This window comes from Mycobacterium montefiorense (assembly GCF_003112775.1).
GTDB lineage: Bacteria > Actinomycetota > Actinomycetes > Mycobacteriales > Mycobacteriaceae > Mycobacterium > Mycobacterium montefiorense.
Genome location: NZ_BFCH01000036.1, coordinates 140,567 through 160,576 on the forward strand (window position 1 = coordinate 140,567; position 20,010 = coordinate 160,576).

Consider the following 20,010-nt stretch of genomic DNA (forward strand, 5'->3'; position numbering starts at 1 on the left):
TTCGAACAGTTGGGGACGAAGGGACCACGCAATGAGCAAATCGTTATGGCGCACACTTTTTGGAGCGATCCTCGGCTGCGTTCTGTGCGTCATGATCGCGCCGACCGCAGGTGCCGCGCCTGATCCCTGCTCCGCCAGCGGCGTCGCCGCCACCGCCAGCGGGGTACTCAACGCGGCAAGCGGATATCTCGACGGCCATCCCGACGCCAACAACGTCATCACTGCCGCGGTCAACCAATCGCCCGCCGACGCGAAGGCGTCCGTGCGCGGCTATTTCCTCAGTCATCCCGGTGAGGCATTGGAGCTGAAGGGCATCGCGCAACCGCTGCTCGACCTGCGCAGCCAATGCAACAATTCAATTTCTCCCGATCAGCTGGCGGCTTTGTTCAACGCGCTGTCCGGCTAGCCGCGACCGGTAGGTTAACCCCGTGGCTCTTCCGACTCCCGCACCCACCAGCACGGCCGTCGTCACCGGAGCATCGTCGGGCATCGGCGCCGCCATCGCCCGCGAGCTCGCTGATCGTGGACACGGCGTCACCCTCGTCGCGCGCCGCGAGGAGCGGCTGCGCGAGTTGGCAAACGAACTGGCGGGCTGCGGCTCGAAGGTAGAGGTGATCGGCTGCGACGTCGCGGATTCCGCCGCTCGCGCCGGCCTCTTCGACGAGATTGAGCGTCGCGGGCTGACGGCCGACATCCTGGTCAACAACGCCGGCATCGGCACCATCGGGTCGGTAACGACCACGTCGGTCGACGACGAGATCGCCCAGGCGCGGGTCAACGTCGAGGCCGTCATCGACCTGACCACGCGCGCCGTCCAGCAGATGGTGCCCCGCAAAAAAGGCGCGATTCTCAACGTCGGATCCACCGCGGGCTACCACCCGTTCCCCGGCCAAGTCGGCTACGCGGCCACCAAGGCGTTCGTGATCACCTACACCGAAGGCCTACGCGCCGAACTCGCCGGCAGCGGTGTCACCGTCGCGCTGCTCAACCCCGGGCCGGTGCGCACCGAATTCCTGAAGAACGCCGGCATGGACGAGCGGAAATTCGCCGACGCGTTCCCGAAGTTCATGTGGCTACCGGCAAGCGATGTCGCGCGCACCGGAGTCGACGCCCTCGACCGCGATCGCGGAACCGTGATCCCCGGGCTGCCGAGCCAAATCAACACCAAGCTGTTTCAGTTGATGCTGCGACGGCTGCTGCTGCCGCTACTGAAAAAGCAGCATCCGGGGCTTAGACGGCCCTAAGCAAAACTCAGCGAGCTGCGCCCGGCCAGCGCCGCATCCAGCCCTCCGCGGGAAGCGTCAGCGCGTTGCACAGCGTGCAGATCGTGCGATACCACCCGAGGGCCGTGAGCAATTCGATGCGCTGCTCGTCGTCGAGCTCGTCGCCCAGCGCCGCCCACGTCGCCTCCGACCACGAGCCGGTGCGCTCCAGCTCGTCCACCGCCTCGATCAGCGTCCGCTCGGCCGGGGCCCACCGCGGATCATCCGGGCCGCCGGTGACCAGCGCGTCGCACTCGTCGTCGCCGACACCGGCGATCGGCCCCCAGAACGCCGCCTGCCCGCCCCACTCGTACTCGCAACCCAGCAGCGCGCAGATGCGCAGAATCGCGATCGTTCGGGTCCTGGGCGGCAAAAGCGCTGCGATGTAGAGGGATTCACCGAGCTTGCGCAGCCGGCTGGCCAGCGCCGGATGGCGCTGCAGGCAGCGCACCAGAAGCAGCGGCTCATACGAGCGGTCCGGGTGGCCCCAGCTGTTGATGCTGGTGGCATCTTCTTCGCTCCACGGCGGGGCGAGCGGCGCGACGCGGCTCATCCGAACGACTGTACGGCGGCGGCCGCCCCGTTTCGTCAGGCGGGCAGCGAGAACACCACGCAGTCGTGCAGGCAGCCTTTGGCCGTGTCGGGGGAGTCGGGGTCGGCTTCGCGGTGCAGCAGGGCGCGGGTCGGCACCACGCCCAACCGGACTGCTTCCGAGCCGGACTCGGTGGTTTCGGCTTCACCGTCGACGATCAGCGAATAGCCGCCGGGCTCGGGCGGCGGCCACAGCAGCGTGACATCGCTGCGGTGAGCCAGGTTTTCGCGTGTGCGGCCACCGATGAGTCCGACGTCGACGACGGTGCGGCGCCCGTCCGGGCGCTCGGAAAGGTCGCGCAGCCGGGGTTCGACCGTCACGGTGTGCACGCGGTACCCGTCGTCGACGGTGATCAGGTACGCGAACGGGTAGTCGGGCAGGGCGGCGGCCAGGCGGTCGAGGTCCACCCTCTTCTTCGTGCGCATGATCTCGAGGATAGGCGTCTTACGCCCGGTGTCAGTCCGCCGAACCCGTCGGCATAGCGCCGGAGCCGAGATCGCTGAGCAGGCCCGAGCTTGGGATGCCCGAGTGGAAGCCCGTGCCCGCGGTCGGCGAGTTGAGCAGGCCGGCCTGGAAGTCCGCTGAGCTCATGCTGCCGCTTGTGACGGTGTGTGCGAAGCCGGTGCCGGGAGTGTCGGTGAGCCAGGATCCGACATGACCGCCGGTGTGATCGAGGTTGGCCAGTGCGCTGATGTGGTGCGCCAAGCTCCCGGTGCCGGTGTGGGGCCCGAAGGTCAGGTCGCCGTTGCCGAACTGCACACCGAGGTTCTGCATGACGTTCTGCCAGGGCGCCATCTGCTCGGCGGCCGCCGACGCGTCGGCGTGATAACCGGTCATCGCAGCGACGTCGGTCGCCCACATCTGTTCGTAGGCGGACTCGATGTCCATGATTGTCGGGGCGTTCTGTCCCAGGTGGTTCGATGAAGCCAACATTCGCACCAGGGCGCGGTTGGCCGAAACCACCGCCGGCTGCACCGTCGCCGACAGCGCCGTCTCGAAAGCGCCCGCGACCGCCGAGGCCTGGCTGGAGGTCGCCTCGGCCTGAGCCGCGGCCGCCTTGAGCCAGCTCACATACTGCGTCGCGACCGCGAGCATCGCTGTCGCCGAGGGGCCTTGCCACACTCCGCTGGCCAGGTCCGATGCCACGGAGAAAAACGAGGATGCTGACGTCGCCAGGTTCTCCGCAAGCCCATCCCAGGCTTCCGCGGCAGCATGCAGCGGCGCCGATCCAGGACCGGCGTAAAGGAGGGCCGAATTGATCTCTGGCGGCAACCACGCGTAATGTGGGCTCGTCACTGAACTAACTTAACCGGGACGGCCCCCTGTTCGTGGCGTTATGGGGTGGGTGCCGGCGCGGTTTGGCGCCCGCGGATCAGCTTGCCGGGACGCGCATCGGTCGGTTTGCCGTGTTCGGCGATCACTTCGCCGGACACAATTGTGGCCACATACCCGTCGGCGGTCTGGTCCAGTCGGCGTCCTCCGGCCGGCAAGTCATAGGTGATCACGGGCTTGTGCAGGCGCAGCCCGGCATGGTCGATGACGTTGAGATCGGCCTTGTATCCGACCGCGATACGGCCCCGATCGGCCAGCCCTGCGACGCGGGCCGGGACGGAGGTCAGCTCGCGGACGGCCTCGGGCACCGAGAAGCGTCCGGACGCCCGATCCCGGGCCCAGTGTGACAGGAAGAACGTCGAATAACTGGCGTCGCAGATCATCCCGTAGTGGGCACCGCCATCGCCAAGGCCAAGCACCACGTCGTCGCGGTGCAGCAGTTCGCCGACGGTGTTCAGCGAATTGCGTTCCATGTTGCTGCTGGCGACCAGCAGCATGGCACGGCCTTCGTCGTCGAGCAGCCGGTCGTAGGCCTCCTCCATCGGGTTCACCCCGCGGGCCCTGGCCCGGGCACCGATGCTGTCCACCGGGTCGGGCTCGTAGTTGGGGTTGTCGCCCAGCGGGAAGATCCAGTCCCACATCTGCGCGACGTAGAGGATCGGGTGTCCCTGGCCCGGCTTGTCGGCCAGGATGCGGGCGCGAATCTCCGGCTTGCGCATCTCGGCGACCCGCTCGGCCAGCGGCAGATGCGCGATCTCCTGATAGCTGGGGTAGAGCACGAACGGGTTGGCGGTGAGCTGCAGCCCGATGATCAACCCGATCGGGCGCGGCAGCAGCTGCGCGGTGATATCGCCGCCGGCCGCGTTGGCCTTCTCGACCATGTTGATAGCGTCGGGCCAGGTCGGGTCGCCGACGTTGGCGACGACCAGGGTGAAGGTGACAGGCAGGCCGACCTCCTCGGCGACGTCGAACACCGTCTGCAGCACCGGTTGGTAGCCGCCGGCCGGAATGTCGGGCACGAACTGCAGCAGCCCGCCGCCGCCGTCGACGACGCCCTTGGCGATCTCCTCGATCTCCTCACGGGCGGCCTCGTAACTCGGGATCGGCGAACCGCTTTCGGTCTTGTGGATGGTCAGCCGCGACGACGCGAAGCCCAGCGCCCCGACCTCCATGGCCTCCTTGGCCAGCGCCCGCATCTTCGCGAGGTCGTCGGCGGTGGCCGGTTCGCGATTGGCGCCGCGCTGCCCCATCACGTAGACCCGCAGCGGCGAATGCGGAAGGTAGGCGGCCACGTCGATGTCACGCCTGCCGGCTTCCAGCGCATTCAGGTATTCGGGGAAGGTCTCCCAGCTCCATGGCAGGCCGTCGGTCATTACGACGCCCGGGATGTCCTCGACCCCGGCCATCACGTCGACGAGCACGTCGTGGTCTTCCTGCCGGCACGGCGCGAACCCGACGCCGCAGTTGCCCATCACCACGGTGGTCACCCCGTGCGCCGAGGACGGCGTCAGGCGCTCCGACCAGATGGACTGGCCGTCGTAGTGCGTGTGCAGGTCGACGAAACCCGGCGTGATCAACAGGCCGGTGGCGTCGATCTCGCGTTCGGCGGTGTCGCCGTTGATGGCGCCGACAGCGGTAATGACTCCGCCGTGTACCCCGACGTCGCCGACATAGGGGTCGCCCCCCAAGCCGTCGACGATGGTGCCATTGCGAATGAGGAGGTCGTAGATCACCTAATCAATCTACGACCGTGCATCAAGTCGTGCCACGATGTTTTCGTGATCGACCACATAGGTATTAACTGCGCTGACTACCCGAAATCGCAGGCGTTCTACGACGCGGTGCTCGGTGTCCTGGGGTACTCCCGGCAGATGGATTTCGACGTGGCCGTCGGGTACGGCCGTGACGGCAATCCGGATTTCTGGATTGCCGACGGTGTCGGTAACGGTGCCGGCACGGGGCCCAACCGGGAGAACCACATCGCGTTCCATGCCGCCGACGAAAACGCCGTGCGCGCGTTCCACGAGACGGCGCTGCAGCTGGGCGCGGAATCGCTGCATGAGCCCAGGTTGTGGCCGGAATATCACCCCGGCTACTTCGGTGCATTCGTGCGCGATCCGGACGGCAACAACGTCGAAGCGGTCTATCACGGGGCCGGCCCGTAATGTCGCCGGTATGTCAGATACCGACGCCGCCGTCCACGAGTTGCTTCGCGACGCGTTCACCCGGTTGATCGAACACGTCGATGAGCTCACCGATGGCCTGACTGACGAGCTGTCCAACTACCGGCCGGCCCCGGACGCCAACACCATCGCCTGGCTGATCTGGCACAGTGCTCGGGTGCAGGACATCCAGCTGGCCGACGTGGCCGGTGTCGAGGAGGTCTGGACCCGCGACGGCTGGGTGGACCGCTTCGCGCTGGACCTGCCGCGCCGCGACACCGGCTACGGCCATGGCGCCGCCGAAGTGGCGAAGGTGCACGCCCCCGCCGACCTGCTGGCCGGCTACTACCACGCGGTGCACGCGTTCACCTGCGAGTACGTCGCCGGCGTGACGGCCGACGAGCTGGCCCGCGTGGTGGACACCAATTGGGATCCGCCGGTGACGGCCAGCGCCCGGATTGTCAGCATCATCGACGATTGCGCCCAGCACCTCGGGCAAGCGGCATACGTGCGGGGGATCGCGCCGTAGCTTGGCCCGTAGATTGGCCAGGTGCGATTCCTTGCGATCCTGCAGCTGTGGCTGATCACCACGGCTGCGCTGGCGCTGGCGGTTCCCTCGATGTGGGCGCAGTGCAATCTCGTCGACGAGAACGGCTACGTCGCGCTGGCTCGCAAGGCGGCGGCCGATCCCGCCCTGCAGTCGGCAATGGCAGGTGAACTCACCACCCGGACCATGGCGCTGATCGCCGAGCGTGGCGGCGGACACTATCCGCTCGACAGCTCGCAGGTGCACGACGCCGCCGCCGAGTTCACGGCCGGCCCCTCGTTCCCGCCGCTGTTCGCGACGGCCAATCGGGCGGCGCACCGCTGGCTGTTCGCCGACGTGGGGTCCGGCGATTCCTGGGCCATCGACGTGGCGCCGATGCTCAACGACAGCGCGTTTGCGCAGATCTTGAGCGAGCACAACGTAACGGTGCCGGCGACGCTGACCGTGCCGTTGACGGCTTCGGTGCCGCACGCGCTGCGGCAGGGGGAGCTGAGCCGAGTGGCCGCCTGGGGCAAGTGGGCGAGCCTGGGTGTGGCGGGCCTGTGCGGTGTGTGCGCGCTGCTGACGCTGCTCGCTGCCCGGCGCCGCGGTAAGGCGCTGACCAGTCTCGGTGTCTCGGCGCTGCTCGTCGGGGCGACCGGGTGGGTCGGCATCGAAGTCGCGGGCCGCTACCTCAACGAGGTGCTCAATCGCACCACCGGCGACATTCGCCAGATCGCCGACGTCATGGTGCGTAGCGTCGAGTCCGGCCTGCGGGACTGGCTTACCCTGACCTTGGCCGCCGGCGCGGCGCTGGTGGTATGCGGCGTGATTGTCGCGGTGCTGGGCAGCCTGGTGAAGAAGGTCTGAAGGGCCTAGCTCAGCGGCAAGGTCGCCAATATCGGCGAAGTCGGCTGCGGTGAGCCGGCGCCGGGTTCGACGGTAAAGGCCAGGGCCGTCGACTTTCCGAGGTTGGTCAGCGTCGCCGTCGTCGACGGCGAGACGGCCGTGGTGCCCATCGTCCCGGCCGAGGTCGGGCCCTTGGCATCGATCAACCACATCTGATAGACGGTGCCCGGAGTCGGCGGCGGCACGTTGTTCATCACCAGCACACCCGCGCCGCGGTCGCGCGAGAACACCACCGTGGCCGTCCCGTTGGCCAGTGGGCGCGAAACCGTCCGCACGTCGGGGGCCGCCATCACCTGCTCGGCAACCGACCGCGTCGGTGTCGGCCGCAACAGGGTCTGCACGCCGAATGCCGTCAGTCCCGCCACAATCGCCGCCGCTACCGATACCAATACCGTTGTGCGCCAACGTCGCTGGTGATTCGGCTGGTTCGAAGCGGTGATAGCCAGGACGGCCGCCCGCAGATGCGCCGGTGGTTCGGTGATCGTCGACGCCGAGACGACGGCCATCGTTTCGCGCACGGCGCGAACTTCCTCGGTGAAGGCCGCCGCGACGGACGGCGGCGCGCCCGCGATCTGCCGGTCGATATCGGCTCGCTCTTCGTCGGATACCGCATGCAAGGCGTACGGCGTGGCCAGCTCGAGCAGTTCGAAGTCGGTGGGTTCGGTCACGGCACGTCCAGGCAATTACGCAGGCCGCGCAATCCGTCGCGGATGCGCGATTTGATCGTCGACAGATTGGCGGCCAGCCGCTGCGACACCTCGGAATAGGTCAGCCCGCCGTAGTAGGCCAGCTCGATGCACTGCCGTTGCGCGTCGGTCAGCGAGCCTAGGCAGTCGGCCACCCGGCGCCGCTCGTCACCGGCGATGGCCGAGTCGGCGACCACGTCGGTGGCGGTCTCGACGTTGGATGCGCCGTAGCGCGATTCGCGGCGGCTGCCGGCCTGCTCGGAGCGCACCCGGTCGATGGCCCGGCGGTGCGCCATGGTCAGCAGCCAGGACAACGCCGACCCGCGCGCGGGGTCGTACTCCGACGCCGAGCGCCACACCTCGAGATAGATCTCCTGGGTGGTTTCCTCGCTGTAGCCGGCATCCCGCAAAACCCGGATCACCAGCCCGAATACCCGGCTCTTGGTGAGGTCGTAGACCGCCGCGAAAGCCTGGGTGTCTCCGCGCGCGACTTCACGCAGCAACACATCCAGGTCGCTGCTCAGCTGCGGCAGTCCGGTCATTGTCAGGTAGCCTATCGCTCGCCACCGGGCCGCATCGGCGACGGCTATCGACGTGCCGGTCGCGGTGGTCGTGGAAAGAAACACGCGGTCCTTTGCTGATATTCCGCAAAGCCGGGCCGGCCGGCCATCATTCTCTCGGTCAGCCGGGCGCCGGTCACGTTGACCAGGAAGTAGGTCATCAGCAGCGGCGAGCCGACCGTGGCCAACGGCCACCAGCCGTTGATGGTGATCAGCCACAGCCCCCACCACACGGTGGCGTCGCCGAAGTAGTTGGGGTGACGCGTCCACGCCCACAAGCCGCGATCCATCACCACGCCGCGATTGGCCGGGTCCGACTTGAACACCCGCAGCTGCCGGTCGCCGACGGCTTCGAAGGTGATACCCACCAGCCAGCCGGCCACGCCCAGCACCCCGACCGCTATCAGCGGTTTCGGCGTCGGCCCGGTCACCGCGGACAGCTGCAGCGGGAAGGCGACGAACCAGGTGATCAGCCCCTGCAGCAGAAAGACCTTGCGCAGCACCTGGCCTGGTGTGGAATCCCGGAGCATGACGGCGTATCGGGGATCCTCACCCTTGCCGGCGGTCTTGCGCTGGATGTGCCAACTCAGCCGCACACCCCAGATCGCCACCAGCATCAGCAGCAGCCAGCGCCGGGTCGGGTCGCCGTGGCCGAGCGCCGCGCCGACCGCGGCGATGGCGACAAACCCGATGCCCCACGCCACGTCGACGACGTTGTAGCGGCCGATGCGCCTGCCGATGACGAACGTGATCGAATGCACCACGGCGAGAACCACAACCGAGGCTCCGCACACCTGGGCCAAGTTCCAAGTGAAGCTCACGTTGCTCATCGGCACCCCTCGCGCGCGAACGTCCACTGGTAGACGTTCAGATAGCCCGACCGGAAGCCTGCCTCCGAATGCGCCAGGTACAGCTCCCACATCCGCTGAAACACATCGTCGAAGCCCAACTGCGCCAATCGTTCTCGCTGCTTGATGAACTGCTCGCGCCAGAGCCGCAGCGTCTCGGCGTAGTGCGGGCGTAGCGACGCCATGTCCACCGTGCGTAAATCCGTGCGGAGTTCGGTGATTGCGGAGATGGCCTGGGTGGACGGCAGCAGTCCGCCCGGGAAGATGTACTTCTGGATCCAGGTGTGCGTATTGCGGCTGGCCATCATCCGGCCGTGGGGCATCGTGATCGCCTGGATCGCCACCCGGCCGCCGGGCCCGACCAGCCGCTCGAGCGTGGTGAAATACCGTTGCCAGGCATGGAATCCCACCGCCTCGATCATCTCGACCGACACCACCGCGTCATAACACCCGTCGACGTCGCGGTAATCGCAGAGGTCGATCGTCACCCTGTCGGACAGCCCCGCCGCGGCAACCCGAAGCCGCGCCAGCTGCTGCTGTTCCACCGACAAGGTCACCGAGCGGATCTGGGCTCCGCGTGCGGCCGCGCGGATGCACAGCTCTCCCCAGCCGGTGCCGATTTCGAGAACCCGGCTGCCCTGACGCACTCCGGCGATGTCGAGCAGCCGATCGATCTTGCGCTCTTGCGCCGCAGCCAAATCCGATGACGACGCGGGCAGCCGGTCAAACACCGCGCAGGAATACGTCATGGTCTCGTCGAGAAATTCGGCGAACAGATCGTTGGACAGGTCGTAGTGCTCGGCGACGTTGCGCCGGGCGCGTTCTCCGCCTGCTCCCCACCAGCGCGGCCGGAAGGCCGGCGCGATCGGGCGTAGCCATTGCATCGGGCGCGGCACGAGATCGCTCACCGACGTGGCGAATACCGTCAACAAACCGGTGAGGTCGTCCGAGGACCATTCACCGGCCATGTAGGACTCGCCGAATCCGATCAGGCCGTAGCGTCCGATCCGGCGCGCCAGCGCTTCCGGTTGGTGGACAACAAGGGTCGGCACCGTCGGGTCGGCCGCCCCGACCACCGTGCCGTCGGGGTAAGTCACTCGCAGCGGTAGGCGAGCGGCCGCGCGGCGCAGCAGCCGGTCGGCGGCCACCGCCACCGTCGCGCTCAGCGGGCCGGACGGCACCTTGGCGATCGCCGGCCACCGCATGGAATCTATTGCGGCCGGAGGTATTCGGATTGTCGGTACGGTCATCGCGGCACCAACGGAACTCGACGTAACCACAGTTTGATCCCCTGAATTCGGATACGTACGGCCACCAGCAAGGGTGCCAGTGGCGAAATGATCTGCATGATCGCGACCTGCCGGTTGCTCGCCGGCCGCCGCTGTCCGCGCACGCTGGCCACGAACGCGGGCTGATGAGCACGACGCAGCTCCACGGTGATGTTGACCTCGCCGTCGGGCCGTGGTGCTCGCACCAGGTAGTAGCCGTCCACCGCATTGAAAGGTGAGACATAGAGCTTCTTCTCGGTAACCACTGGCAGATCTGCCGGCGGCAACAGGTAGGCGTGGCGCTCGCCGTAGGTGTTGTGTACTTCGGCGATCACATACCGCAGCCGGCCGTCACGGTCGTGGCACCAAAAGACGCTCAGCGGGTTGAACACGTACCCGAATACGCGAGCCTGCAGCAGGGCGGTGATGCGGCCCTCAGGAGCGGCCAGGCCGCGGTCGGCGAAGACGGCGCCAAGCCGGTCGCGCAGCGAGCCATGCTGCGGGCTGGCCAAGTGATCCGAGGCGCGGAAGCGAGCGAAGGGCCGCAGCCACCAGGGCAGTCGCGGCAGGTCGTCGACGTCGACATACCAGCTGTAGCTTCGGTATTCGAACGAATGGCGCACCGGAGCTTGCCGTGCATGGCTGATCGTGGTGCGGTAGATCGCGGGCGTCTGTGTCGCTGTCAGCATCGGGCCACCGCCTCGGCCCGGATCGCCGTCGGCCAGTCGGCGCCCAGGCGTCGTGCCGCGGCCAGGCCCGAGGCGGCGCCGTCCTCGTGAAAGCCCCAGCCGTGGTAGGCACCCGCGAATGCCACTCGATCGTCGTCCAGCGTCGGTAATAATGCCTGGGCCGCAACAGATTCCGGTGTGTACAAGGGATGGCTATAGGTCATTTCGGCGATCACCGACGCCGGGTTGACGCGGTCGTGGCCGCCCAGGGTCACCAGGTACCGGGTGTGGGTGTCCAGCCGCATCAGCCTGCTGACGTCATAGCTGACCACCACATGGTCGTTGCCGGGGGTAACCAGGTAATTCCATGATGCGCGGGCGCGGCGGCGCCGGGGCAGCACCGATTCGTCGGTGTGCAGCTGCGCCTGGTTGGTCGAGTACGGAATCGCTCCCAGCACCGCGCGCTCCCACGGGTTCGGATCGTCGAGCAGCAGCAGCGCCTGGTCGGGATGCACGGCGACGACGGCCGCGTCGAAAAACCGCGGCACGTTGTCGCCCGCCCGCAACCACACGCCATCGGGTACCCGCCGCAAGGAATGCACCGGGGTCCCGGTCGACACCTCGGCGAGCCGAGCGGCGACGGCCTGCACGTACTGCGCCGAGCCTCCCGTCACGGTGCGCCAGGTGGGAGAGCCGAAAACCGACAGCATGCCGTGATGGTCGAGGAAAACGAACAGGTAGCGGGCCGGGTAGCGCAGCGCGTCGTCGCTGGCGCACGACCACACCGCCGCCACCAGGGGGGTGATGAAGAAGTCGATGAAATACGACGAGAAGCGGTGCCGGTTCAGAAAGGCTTCCAGCGTCTCCTGGTCGTCGTGCGCGGTGTCCGAGCGCAGCAGCCGCGCCGCGGCGCGGTGGAAGCGGACGATCTCACCGAGCATCCGCAGATACCGCGGCCGCAGCGACTGCTTGCACGCGAATAAACCGCTAATGCCCAGAGCGCCGGCGTATTCGAGCCCGATGTCGTCGGCGCGCACCGACATCGACATCTCCGACGGCTGGGTGGCTACCCCGAGCTCGCGCAGCAGCCGGCACAGCGTCGGATAGGTGCGGTCGTTGTGCACCAGGAACGCCGAGTCGACGCCGATGAGATTCCCGTCCGGGCCGCCGTCGTGCACGAAATGGGTGTGGGCGTGGCCGCCGAGCCGCACCTCGGCTTCGTACAGGGTGACACGGTCACGGCCGGACAGCAGGTAAGCGGCGGTGAGGCCGGCCACCCCACTGCCGATGACCGCGACCGACCGCGCGTGTGACGAGTCCACAATCCCTATTCGGAACCACCGAGCTGGCGGATGGGAAGCGGCGTGCTTACCGAATGTCTAGCCGAAAGTGAACGAAAACACCTGCAAGCCCTTGCTGACTTGCATGTCGAGCTGATCGCGGTGCGCGCCGTTATCGGCCACGATCTGGTGCAGCGTGGGAGCACCGCCGATCTGCGTGGTGGTGGTTTGCCCATCGCGGGTCACGGTGATGGTTCCGGTGCCGCCGACGACGGCATACACGCTTTTGCCGGTGTAGTTCAGCCGGATGGCGGCGTCGTCGCTGTCGGCGGTGACGCCCTGGTCGTCCAGGGTCCACCGGCCGCGCAGGGCGAATTTGTCTGCTGCGACCTGCGCCGGGAAGTTGAATCCGGCCGTGCCCGCCTGGTAGCTGCCGTCGCCGCCATAAGTGGTGGCCTTGTCGGGTGCCAGGTAGGTCTCCGGTGTGAGGTTGGTCTTCGGGGTGGTGTCGGCCCCGTTCACCGGCGCCGGCAGCGCGACGTTCGGGTTGGCATCGACCAGCAGTTGGCGAATCAGCTTTTCGGTGCCGTCGTAGTCGCCTTCGCCGAATTTGGTGTGCCGCAGGGTTCCGTTCGCGTCGATCAGGTACTCGGCCGGCCAGTACATGTTGTTGAAGGCGTTCCAGGTCGCGTAGTCGTTGTCCAGCGCGATCGGGTAGTCGATGTGCAACCCGGCGGCGCCGCTGGCCACGTTGTCGGGGATCCGTTCGAAGGCGTACTCGGGGGTGTGCACCCCGATCACCACCAATCCGCTGTCGCGATAGCGGTTGTACCAATCGACGACGTGCGGAATGGCGCGCTGGCAGTTGATGCAGGAGTAGGCCCAGAAGTCGATCAGCACCACCTTGCCGCGCACCGACGCGGGGTCAAGCGGTTTGTTGTCCGGCGTGTTCAGCCAGCCGGTGATTCCGGTGATGCTTGGGGCCTGCCCGCACTGTTGCAGCTCGGTGGAACCGTCGGTGCAATTTGTCGCTAGACCGTTGCTGGTGTTGCCCTGATTCAGCTGCAGCACGCTGGCCGAGGCCGGCGGCTGCGTGTTGGCGGGGATCAGCGAATGCTGGATTTCCTTGGTGTCCAAGCGATTCTGCATTGCCGTGGTGTAGTCGGGCACGGCACGCTGCAGCATTGCGGGCAGGTTGAACACCAGCGCCACCGCCAGCACGATCATCATGACTCCGCCGGCGATCTGAATTTGGCGCTGCCGACGGCGGAACGCCGCAACGCGTTCGGCGACGTGCCGACCGGCCAGCGCGAAAGCCAACAGTGGTATTGCGTTGCCGAGCGCGAACGTCGCGGTCAAAATCAGCACGGGGGCGCCGAGTGAGGCCGTGCCGCCGGCGACCACGATCGCGGCGAGCACCGGTCCCGCGCACGGCACGTACAACGCGCCCAGCGTAAGACCCAGCCCGAAACCATCTGTGTTGCTACCGATTTGGCGCTGTGGAATGAATGCGAACGGCCGCTCGATCAAGTGCTGCAGTGGCGGGAAGATCAATCCCAATCCGATCAGGGCCAGCACCACCAGGGCGGCCCAGCGGATGGCGTCCTGGGGCAGATGCAACGCCGATAGCAGCGCGGACCCGATCAGGGTGGCCAGGCTGAAGCTGCACACCAGGCCCCCGATCACCATGTAGGGGCGTGTCGTAGCGCGCATGCTGCGCCTGCTGCGGTTCGTACCGCTGTCCATGCTGGACAGAAAAATCACCGGAAGCACGGGCAGGATGCATGGCGAGATGCCGGTGATCAGGCCACCGAGAAAGCCGATGAGCGCAATTGTCTGCATACGTTTTATTCGGATCGACGGCGATTACGGACGGGACATCGGGGGCTGCGTTTCTCCACGGTAACCGCATCGCACAAATCACATGATGTGCGTTATACAAATCACGTCATGTGCGTTATCCTCCGGGAGTGGCGCAACTAACATTCCAACGCGCCCGCACTGAGGAAAAAAAGCGCCAACGTGCGGAGGCCCTCGTGGAAGCCGCGCGCTCGCTGGCCATGGAGACGGGCGTCGCGTCGGTCACCCTGACCGCGGTCGCCAGCCGCGCCGGAATCCACTACTCGGCGGTGCGCCGCTACTTCACCTCGCACAAAGAAGTCCTGCTGCACCTGTCCGCCGAGGGCTGGGTGCGGTGGTCGAATACGGTGTCGGAGAAGCTGGCCGAGCCGGGCGCGAAGTCGCCCTCGCGCATCGCCGAGACACTGGCCGAAGCTCTGGCCGACGACCCGTTGTTCTGCGACCTGCTGGCCAACCTGCACCTGCACCTCGAACACGAGGTGGACGCCGAACGGGTCATCGAGGTCAGGCGGATCAGCACCGCGGCCACACTCTCGCTGGCCGATGCGATCGGCAGCTCGCTGCCCGAACTCGGACGGTCGGGCTCGCTCGACATCCTGCTGGCGGCCTACTCGCTGGCGGCCACGCTGTGGCAGGTGGCGAACCCGCCGGAGCACCTGACCGATGTCTATGCCGAGGAGCCGGAAGTGGTTCCGCCGGAGTGGAATCTGGACTTCGCATCCGCGCTTATCCGCCTGCTGACGGCCACCTGCGTCGGCCTCATCTCGAAATCCTCATGAACTCAGAAAGGAGGCCGCAACGCTGTGGCTTGGCGAACTGCAACCGGTGAAGGCGGTCCCGAACTCCAAGCTCCCGGGGCCGGATACCAAGCGCCGCAGCGACGCCCGGGTGAAGGAAGGCAGCCGAAGGGGGACTGCGTTGGCTAACGCGATCAAGAAACTGTGGGTCATCGCTAAGGTTCCACAGAGGCAAATTAATGTTGCGCCCGTGGTGAAGGACTTGAAGCGCCCATGACGACGACTGAGCCAAGGACCGAGCCGCTGAATAAGCAGGGCTCCGCCGACAGCGAGGGGAACGAGGTCGCCCCGCAGCGCGCTAAGAAAAAGGGGTTTCTTGGGCGTTTCTGGCTGGTGCTCACGATCGCAGCTGTCGTCGCGCTCTCAGGATTCGTGGTGTATCGGTTGCACGGCGTCTTTGGCGTTCACCGCGGTTCGTTCGGTGGCGGCACGTCGGGCGAGGTCCTCGACGAGTTCAACGCCAAGACGATCACGCTCGAGGTCTGGGGCCCACCGGGCAGCACGGCAACCATCAACTACCTCGACGAAAACTCCCATCCGCAGCAGGCCCTCAACGTGCCCTTGCCCTGGAGCAAAGTATTGAGTTCAACGAAGCCCGGCATTCCGGCAAACCTGGTGGCGCAAGGAGACGGCAGTTGGATTGCCTGCCAATTCGTCGTGAACAACCACGACGGGCACGGTGACGTCATCAAGACTCCGAATCGCTCAGATTCCAACCAAACCGTGGACGCCTTCGTCTACTGCCTGGACAAGTCCGCATGAGCGAACCAAGCGAGGCTCCGCCGCGCGTCGACCAGCCGCTGATCCCGCCGTTCCTGCCCCGGATGATCCACCGGCTGGCGCTGCCGATCGTCCTGGTGTGGTTGGGCATCGTATTCGTCACCAATACCGTGGCGCCGCAGCTGGAGGTTGTCGCCAAGACCCACTCGGTGTCGATGAGTCCGACTGACGCAGCATCCTTTCAGTCGATGATGCGGGTCGGATCGACGTTCAAAGAGTTCAACTCCGACAACTCGGCCATGATCTTGCTAGAGGGCGACAAGCCGCTCGGGGCCGAAGCGCACCGCTACTACGACGAGATCGTCAGGCGCATCGAGCAAGACAAGGTACATGTTCAGCACGTCCAGGATTTCTGGAGTGATCCGCTGACGGCGGCGGGTTCCCAGAGCCACGATCAAAAGGCCGCGTACGTCCAGGTTTACCTCGCCGGCAACATGGGCGGCGGGCTGGCGAACGAGTCTGCCGCGGCTCTCCGCAAGATCGTGGACTCGGTGCCCGCGCCGCCGGGAATCAAGGCATACGTCACCGGCGCGGGCCCGCTGTTCGCCGATCAGTCCCACGCGGGAGAGAAGGGCGTAGCGAAGGTCACCATGGTCACGTTCGCAGTGATTGTGGTGATGCTGCTGTTCGTATACCGGTCGGTGATCACCATGCTGATCATGCTGGCCATGGTGTTCATCGAGCTGGCAGCGGCCCGCGGCGTCGTCGCGACGCTCGGAAACTACGGCATCATGGGGCTGTCGACCTTCGCCAACAACATGCTGGTGCTTATGGCGATCGCCGCCGGGACGGATTACGCGATCTTCGTCGTCGGCCGCTATCACGAGGCCCGTGGTCTGGGCGAGACCCGCGAAAAAGCGTTCTACACCATGTTCCACAGCACCGCGCATGTCGTGCTGGGATCGGGCCTGACCATCGCCGGCGCGATGTACTGCCTGAGCTTCTGCCGGCTGCCGTACTTCCAGTCGCTGGGGGTGCCTTGTGCGGTCGGCATGCTGGTCGCGGTGTTCGCGGCTTTGACGCTGGGTCCGGCGGTACTGACGGTGGCTTCGTTCTTCAAGCTCATGGATCCGAAGCGGAAGCTGCAGACCCGGGGCTGGCGTCGCATGGGCACCGCGGTCGTCCGCTGGCCCGCACCGGTTCTCGCGGTGACCATCGCGGTCGCGTTGGTTGGTCTGCTCGCCCTGCCCGGTTACCAGACGGACTACGACAACCGCCACTTCCTGCCGGCGGACACCCCGGCCAATGTCGGTTATGCCGCCGCGGACCGCCACTTCGACCAGGCTCGGCTCAATCCTGAGCTGTTGATGATCGAGACCGATCACGACTTGCGTAACTCGGCCGATTTCCTGATCTTGGACAAGGTCGCCAAGGCGGTCTTCCACATCCCCGGTATCGGCCGGGTGCAGACCATCACCCGGCCGTTGGGCACGCCGCTCGACCACAGCACCCTCGGTTTTCAGATGGGTGCACAAGCCGCCGGGCGGATCCAGACCCAGCACTACCAAGAGGAGCAGGCGAACAATCTGCTCAAGCAAGCCGCCGAGCTGCGCAAGACGATGGCGACGCTACATGAGCAAATGCAGGTCACCCAGGATCTCAGCAACACGACGCACGAAACCACCAAGCTCACCAGAGAAACCGTGCGGATCACCGAGGCGTTGCGCGACGACATCGCCAATTTCGACGACTTCCTCCGGCCGATCCGCAGCTATTTCTACTGGGAGAAGCACTGTTACGACATCCCGGTCTGCTGGGCAATCCGGTCGGTCTTCAACGCGCTCGACGGCATCGACCGGGTGGCGGAGAACATCGTGAACCTGAGCGCGAACCTCGACAAGCTGGATCAGATCCAGCCCAAGCTGGTGGCGCTGATACCGCCGCAGATCGAGAGCCAGCAGCACAACCTCGACACCATCATGTCGAACTATGCGATCACACAGGGTCTTAACGAACAGGCGAAAGCGCAGTCCGACAACGCCACCGCGCAGGGCGATGCCTTCGACAAAGCGAAGAACGACGACACGTTCTACCTTCCGCCGGAGGCGTTCCAAAGCCCGGATTTCGCGCGAGGTCTCAAACAGTTCATCTCGCCGAACGGGCACGCCGTCCGGCTGATCATCTCCCATGAAGGCGACCCGGCGACTCCTGAAGGCATCAAGCACATCGAACCGATCAAGCAGGCCGTGCACGAGGCGATCAAGGGCACTCCCTGGGAGGGCGCCAAGGTCTACCTGGGTGGCACCGCCGCGACGTACAAGGACATGCACGACGGCTCCAACATCGACCTGATGATCGCCGGAATCGCGGCAGCCACTTTGATTTTCGTCATCATGCTGGTGATCACCAGAAGCGTCGTGGCGGCAGTCGTGATCGTTGGTACGGTGTTGCTGTCGCTGGGCGCCTCATTCGGGCTGTCCGTGCTCTTGTGGCAGTACATCCTGGGTATGAAGTTGCACTGGATGGTGCTGGCGATGGCGGTCATCCTGCTGCTGGCGGTCGGCTCGGACTACAACCTGCTGCTGATATCGCGGTTCAAAGAGGAAATCCACGCCGGACTCAAAACCGGGACGATCCGCGCGATGGCCGGTTCGGGCTCGGTGGTTACCTCCGCCGGTCTGGTGTTCGCCGCCACCATGGCCACGTTCATGTTCAGCCCGCTGCTGGTGATGGCTCAGGTAGGTACGACGATCGCGCTGGGTTTGTTGTTCGACACCTTGATCGTGCGGTCGTTCATGACACCGTCGCTGGCCACCTTGCTCGGGCGCTGGTTCTGGTGGCCGCAGCACGTGCGTCCACGGCCGGCCAGCACCATGCTGCGACCGTACGGACCGCGTCCCGCCGTGCGCCGGCTGATCCTCAACGACGTCGAGGAGCACCCGGCGGGCGGAGTGGTACAACCGCGCTGATCGCCATGCTGCCCGAGGAACCCGTATCGAACACGGTTCGCTGCCGCGCAACCGCACTACGGACGAGGGCAGTCACGCGCAAGACGTGACTCGATGATCGGCCGACCCCCACTAGGGGTCGAATACCTGAAGCGCTGGGCTAGCCCCAGTTCCAGACCGACATGTCGCCGGCCGGGTAGGTGCTGCAGGCGTCCGTGGCCTTGGCGACGACGCCCTTGTTGTTGAAGAAGACCTTCATGTGGTTGGGCCAGGCCACCCACAGCGGGTCGGAGACCGGCGCGTAGAAGTTCTCGGAGTAGCCCCGCCGGTCCTGCGGTGACAAGGAGTAGAACCAGTGCGCCTTGTCGATCGTCGCCTGCTGGACGTTCGGGTGGTTGTTGAAGTCGATCATGTACCGCTGGTAGTACACCGGGCTGGTGTCCCTGGTGGCGGCAAGAATCTGCTCGGCGTCACAGGTGGTGTTGATCATCCGGCGGGGGATAGGGAAATCCTCCGTGGAGTCCGCCACCGCGGTCGTCGGGACGGCCACAGCAGCCATACCCATTGCAAAGAAAACGGCGCCTGCACGCAGACACGAACTCACCCGAGACATAGTCGTAACGGTAGCACTTCCGATGGGATGCGGGCGAGTCTTGGTCGGCCTTCTAGTCCGTCTTACTAGCCGTCGCTATCAGGGACGATGATGTGCGAGGGATCGGGCCGCAGGTCAGCGGGAGCCTGGCTGTAGTCGCCGAACGGGCCGTCGCGTCGTTCCACCGCTGCCCGTACCCCCTGAGTTTGCGCGGTGTTGATGAAGTCCAGTGCATCGGGGGTATTGCGCATCAGACCATCCAGGATGCCGCCCAACGTCTGGGTGGAGGCCAGGCCCATGTTCTCGTAAGCCTGGTTGACGATCAGCTTCTGCGCCCGCAGCTGTGACAGCGGGATTTGCGCCAGCTCGCCGGCGATCTCGGCGACCCGCGCCTCGAGGCGTTCGAAGGGCACCGCCTCGTTGATCAGCTCGATCTCGGCGGCCTGGACGCCGGTCAGCGGCCGGCCGGTCAGCGAGTGCCACTTGGCCTTGGCCAGGCTGAGCCGGTAGAGCCACATGCCGGTCAGGTAGGCCCCCCACATCCGGCTGTACGGCGTACCAATCACCGCGTCTTCGCTGGCCACGATGATGTCGGCGCACAGCGCGTAGTCGCTCGCGCCGCCGACACACCAGCCGTGCACCTGCGAAATCACCGGCTTGGACGCTCGCCAGATGGCCATGAACTTCTGCGTCGGCCCGGTCTCGCGGGCGCTGACCATCGCGAAGTCCTTACCCGGATCCCACTTGCCGTCGGTCATCATGGTCTCGCCCCAGTGCTGGAACCCGCCGCCGAAGTCGTAGCCCGCGCAGAAGGCGCGTCCCGCGCCGCGCAGCACGATGACCTTGATGTCCTGGTCTCGTTCGGCCAGGCCGATCGCCGCCTCGATCTCGTCGGGCATCGGCGGGACGATCGTGTTGAGGTGCTCGGGGCGATTCAGCGTGATGGTGGCGACCGGGCCGGCGGATTTGTACAGCAGGGTCTCGAAGTCGGGCATACCCC

The 20,010-nt window shown here is 66.1% G+C and carries 21 protein-coding genes; 8 read left to right on the top strand and 13 right to left on the bottom strand.

All coding sequences use genetic code 11. From position 1 onward, the window contains the following. Nucleotides 1-31 precede the first annotated feature (31 nt). Together DB708_RS24410 and DB708_RS24415 are read left to right on the top strand one after the other, a co-directional pair. Nucleotides 32-406, top strand: a complete 375-nt coding sequence (locus DB708_RS24410; protein WP_108926041.1) for a heme-binding protein — start codon at nucleotides 32-34, stop codon at nucleotides 404-406. Between the two features lie 22 nt (nucleotides 407-428). Then, a complete protein-coding gene (locus DB708_RS24415) occupies nucleotides 429-1,244 on the top strand; it encodes an SDR family NAD(P)-dependent oxidoreductase (protein WP_108926042.1) in 816 nt (271 codons plus the stop codon). A 7-nt stretch (nucleotides 1,245-1,251) separates the two neighbouring features. Here the strand turns inward: DB708_RS24415 and DB708_RS24420 are convergent, their stop codons facing one another. Genes DB708_RS24420 through DB708_RS24435 form a run of 4 tightly spaced genes read right to left on the bottom strand, consistent with a single transcriptional unit; the run spans nucleotide 1,252 to nucleotide 4,919 of the window. Next, nucleotides 1,252-1,815 (bottom strand): carboxymuconolactone decarboxylase family protein, encoded by a 564-nt coding sequence (locus DB708_RS24420; RefSeq protein WP_108926043.1) that lies wholly within the window; start codon nucleotides 1,813-1,815, stop codon nucleotides 1,252-1,254. Between the two features lie 35 nt (nucleotides 1,816-1,850). Beyond that, a complete protein-coding gene (locus tag DB708_RS24425; protein WP_108926044.1) occupies nucleotides 1,851-2,279 on the bottom strand; it encodes a hypothetical protein in 429 nt (142 codons plus the stop codon). Between the two features lie 31 nt (nucleotides 2,280-2,310). Next, nucleotides 2,311-3,150 carry a PPE family protein gene (locus tag DB708_RS24430; RefSeq protein WP_108926045.1) on the bottom strand — a complete coding sequence of 280 codons (840 nt, stop codon included), beginning with the start codon at nucleotides 3,148-3,150 and terminating at the stop codon, nucleotides 2,311-2,313. A gap of 38 nt (nucleotides 3,151-3,188) precedes the next feature. Next, complete coding sequence (locus DB708_RS24435; protein ID WP_108926046.1) at nucleotides 3,189-4,919, bottom strand: N-acyl-D-amino-acid deacylase family protein; 1,731 nt, start codon at nucleotides 4,917-4,919, stop codon at nucleotides 3,189-3,191. Between the two features lie 45 nt (nucleotides 4,920-4,964). Between DB708_RS24435 and DB708_RS24440 the strand changes: the two genes are divergently transcribed. From DB708_RS24440 to DB708_RS24450, 3 genes are read left to right on the top strand one after another with little or no spacing between them, the layout of a single operon-like run. Beyond that, a complete protein-coding gene (locus tag DB708_RS24440; protein ID WP_108926047.1) occupies nucleotides 4,965-5,351 on the top strand; it encodes a VOC family protein in 387 nt (128 codons plus the stop codon). Between the two features lie 10 nt (nucleotides 5,352-5,361). Then, nucleotides 5,362-5,877: a mycothiol transferase gene (locus DB708_RS24445; RefSeq protein WP_108926048.1), complete on the top strand. Its 516-nt coding sequence runs from the start codon at nucleotides 5,362-5,364 to the stop codon at nucleotides 5,875-5,877. A gap of 21 nt (nucleotides 5,878-5,898) precedes the next feature. Beyond that, on the top strand, nucleotides 5,899-6,744 hold the full coding sequence (locus DB708_RS24450; protein WP_108926049.1) for a hypothetical protein: 846 nt from the start codon (nucleotides 5,899-5,901) through the stop codon (nucleotides 6,742-6,744). 5 nt (nucleotides 6,745-6,749) lie between these two features. Here the strand turns inward: DB708_RS24450 and DB708_RS24455 are convergent, their stop codons facing one another. From DB708_RS24455 to DB708_RS24485, 7 genes are read right to left on the bottom strand one after another with little or no spacing between them, the layout of a single operon-like run. After that, nucleotides 6,750-7,451 carry an anti-sigma factor gene (locus tag DB708_RS24455; RefSeq protein ID WP_108926050.1) on the bottom strand — a complete coding sequence of 234 codons (702 nt, stop codon included), beginning with the start codon at nucleotides 7,449-7,451 and terminating at the stop codon, nucleotides 6,750-6,752. Next, a complete protein-coding gene (locus DB708_RS24460; RefSeq protein ID WP_108926279.1) occupies nucleotides 7,448-8,011 on the bottom strand; it encodes a sigma-70 family RNA polymerase sigma factor in 564 nt (187 codons plus the stop codon). Before DB708_RS24460 ends, DB708_RS24455 begins: the two co-directional genes overlap by 4 nt. Before the next feature lie 44 nt (nucleotides 8,012-8,055). After that, nucleotides 8,056-8,859, bottom strand: coding sequence for a DUF1295 domain-containing protein (locus tag DB708_RS24465; protein ID WP_108926051.1), 804 nt, complete (start codon nucleotides 8,857-8,859; stop codon nucleotides 8,056-8,058). Beyond that, nucleotides 8,856-10,127: a class I SAM-dependent methyltransferase gene (locus tag DB708_RS24470; RefSeq protein WP_108926052.1), complete on the bottom strand. Its 1,272-nt coding sequence runs from the start codon at nucleotides 10,125-10,127 to the stop codon at nucleotides 8,856-8,858. Before DB708_RS24470 ends, DB708_RS24465 begins: the two co-directional genes overlap by 4 nt. After that, nucleotides 10,124-10,834 carry a DUF1365 domain-containing protein gene (locus DB708_RS24475; RefSeq protein WP_108926053.1) on the bottom strand — a complete coding sequence of 237 codons (711 nt, stop codon included), beginning with the start codon at nucleotides 10,832-10,834 and terminating at the stop codon, nucleotides 10,124-10,126. Before DB708_RS24475 ends, DB708_RS24470 begins: the two co-directional genes overlap by 4 nt. Further along, nucleotides 10,828-12,135: an NAD(P)/FAD-dependent oxidoreductase gene (locus DB708_RS24480; RefSeq protein WP_108926054.1), complete on the bottom strand. Its 1,308-nt coding sequence runs from the start codon at nucleotides 12,133-12,135 to the stop codon at nucleotides 10,828-10,830. The genes DB708_RS24475 and DB708_RS24480 overlap by 7 nt, the downstream gene beginning before the upstream one ends. A 57-nt stretch (nucleotides 12,136-12,192) precedes the next feature. Next, nucleotides 12,193-13,935 carry a cytochrome c biogenesis protein DipZ gene (locus DB708_RS24485; protein ID WP_108926055.1) on the bottom strand — a complete coding sequence of 581 codons (1,743 nt, stop codon included), beginning with the start codon at nucleotides 13,933-13,935 and terminating at the stop codon, nucleotides 12,193-12,195. 110 nt (nucleotides 13,936-14,045) lie between these two features. Here DB708_RS24485 and DB708_RS24490 point away from each other — a divergent pair, with 110 nt between their 5' ends. The 3 genes from DB708_RS24490 (at nucleotide 14,046) to DB708_RS24500 (ending at nucleotide 18,439) form a co-directional block, all read left to right on the top strand. After that, entirely contained in the window at nucleotides 14,046-14,732 is a 687-nt protein-coding gene (locus tag DB708_RS24490; RefSeq protein WP_108926056.1) for a TetR family transcriptional regulator, read from the top strand. A gap of 231 nt (nucleotides 14,733-14,963) precedes the next feature. After that, a complete protein-coding gene (locus DB708_RS24495; protein ID WP_108926057.1) occupies nucleotides 14,964-15,512 on the top strand; it encodes an MmpS family transport accessory protein in 549 nt (182 codons plus the stop codon). Further along, a complete protein-coding gene (locus tag DB708_RS24500) occupies nucleotides 15,509-18,439 on the top strand; it encodes an MMPL/RND family transporter (RefSeq protein ID WP_108926058.1) in 2,931 nt (976 codons plus the stop codon). Before DB708_RS24495 ends, DB708_RS24500 begins: the two co-directional genes overlap by 4 nt. A 139-nt stretch (nucleotides 18,440-18,578) precedes the next feature. Here DB708_RS24500 and DB708_RS24505 read toward each other — a convergent pair whose 3' ends face one another. Together DB708_RS24505 and DB708_RS24510 are read right to left on the bottom strand one after the other, a co-directional pair. Then, on the bottom strand, nucleotides 18,579-19,031 hold the full coding sequence (locus tag DB708_RS24505; RefSeq protein WP_108926059.1) for a DUF5078 domain-containing protein: 453 nt from the start codon (nucleotides 19,029-19,031) through the stop codon (nucleotides 18,579-18,581). A 65-nt stretch (nucleotides 19,032-19,096) separates the two neighbouring features. Further along, on the bottom strand, nucleotides 19,097-20,005 hold the full coding sequence (locus DB708_RS24510; protein ID WP_108926060.1) for a crotonase/enoyl-CoA hydratase family protein: 909 nt from the start codon (nucleotides 20,003-20,005) through the stop codon (nucleotides 19,097-19,099). Between the last annotated feature and the right edge of the window lie 5 nt (nucleotides 20,006-20,010).

Coding starts and splice junctions, on each gene's coding strand:
- DB708_RS24465 (WP_108926051.1), bottom strand. CDS start 8,859: ATGAGCAACGTGAGCTTCACTTGGAACTTGGCCCAGGTGTGCGGAGCC.
- DB708_RS24510 (WP_108926060.1), bottom strand. CDS start 20,005: ATGCCCGACTTCGAGACCCTGCTGTACAAATCCGCCGGCCCGGTCGCC.
- DB708_RS24470 (WP_108926052.1), bottom strand. CDS start 10,127: ATGACCGTACCGACAATCCGAATACCTCCGGCCGCAATAGATTCCATG.
- DB708_RS24500 (WP_108926058.1), top strand. CDS start 15,509: ATGAGCGAACCAAGCGAGGCTCCGCCGCGCGTCGACCAGCCGCTGATC.
- DB708_RS24445 (WP_108926048.1), top strand. CDS start 5,362: ATGTCAGATACCGACGCCGCCGTCCACGAGTTGCTTCGCGACGCGTTC.
- DB708_RS24410 (WP_108926041.1), top strand. CDS start 32: ATGAGCAAATCGTTATGGCGCACACTTTTTGGAGCGATCCTCGGCTGC.
- DB708_RS24460 (WP_108926279.1), bottom strand. CDS start 8,011: ATGACCGGACTGCCGCAGCTGAGCAGCGACCTGGATGTGTTGCTGCGT.
- DB708_RS24420 (WP_108926043.1), bottom strand. CDS start 1,815: ATGAGCCGCGTCGCGCCGCTCGCCCCGCCGTGGAGCGAAGAAGATGCC.
- DB708_RS24425 (WP_108926044.1), bottom strand. CDS start 2,279: ATGCGCACGAAGAAGAGGGTGGACCTCGACCGCCTGGCCGCCGCCCTG.
- DB708_RS24485 (WP_108926055.1), bottom strand. CDS start 13,935: ATGCAGACAATTGCGCTCATCGGCTTTCTCGGTGGCCTGATCACCGGC.
- DB708_RS24495 (WP_108926057.1), top strand. CDS start 14,964: ATGACGACGACTGAGCCAAGGACCGAGCCGCTGAATAAGCAGGGCTCC.
- DB708_RS24475 (WP_108926053.1), bottom strand. CDS start 10,834: ATGCTGACAGCGACACAGACGCCCGCGATCTACCGCACCACGATCAGC.
- DB708_RS24505 (WP_108926059.1), bottom strand. CDS start 19,031: ATGTCTCGGGTGAGTTCGTGTCTGCGTGCAGGCGCCGTTTTCTTTGCA.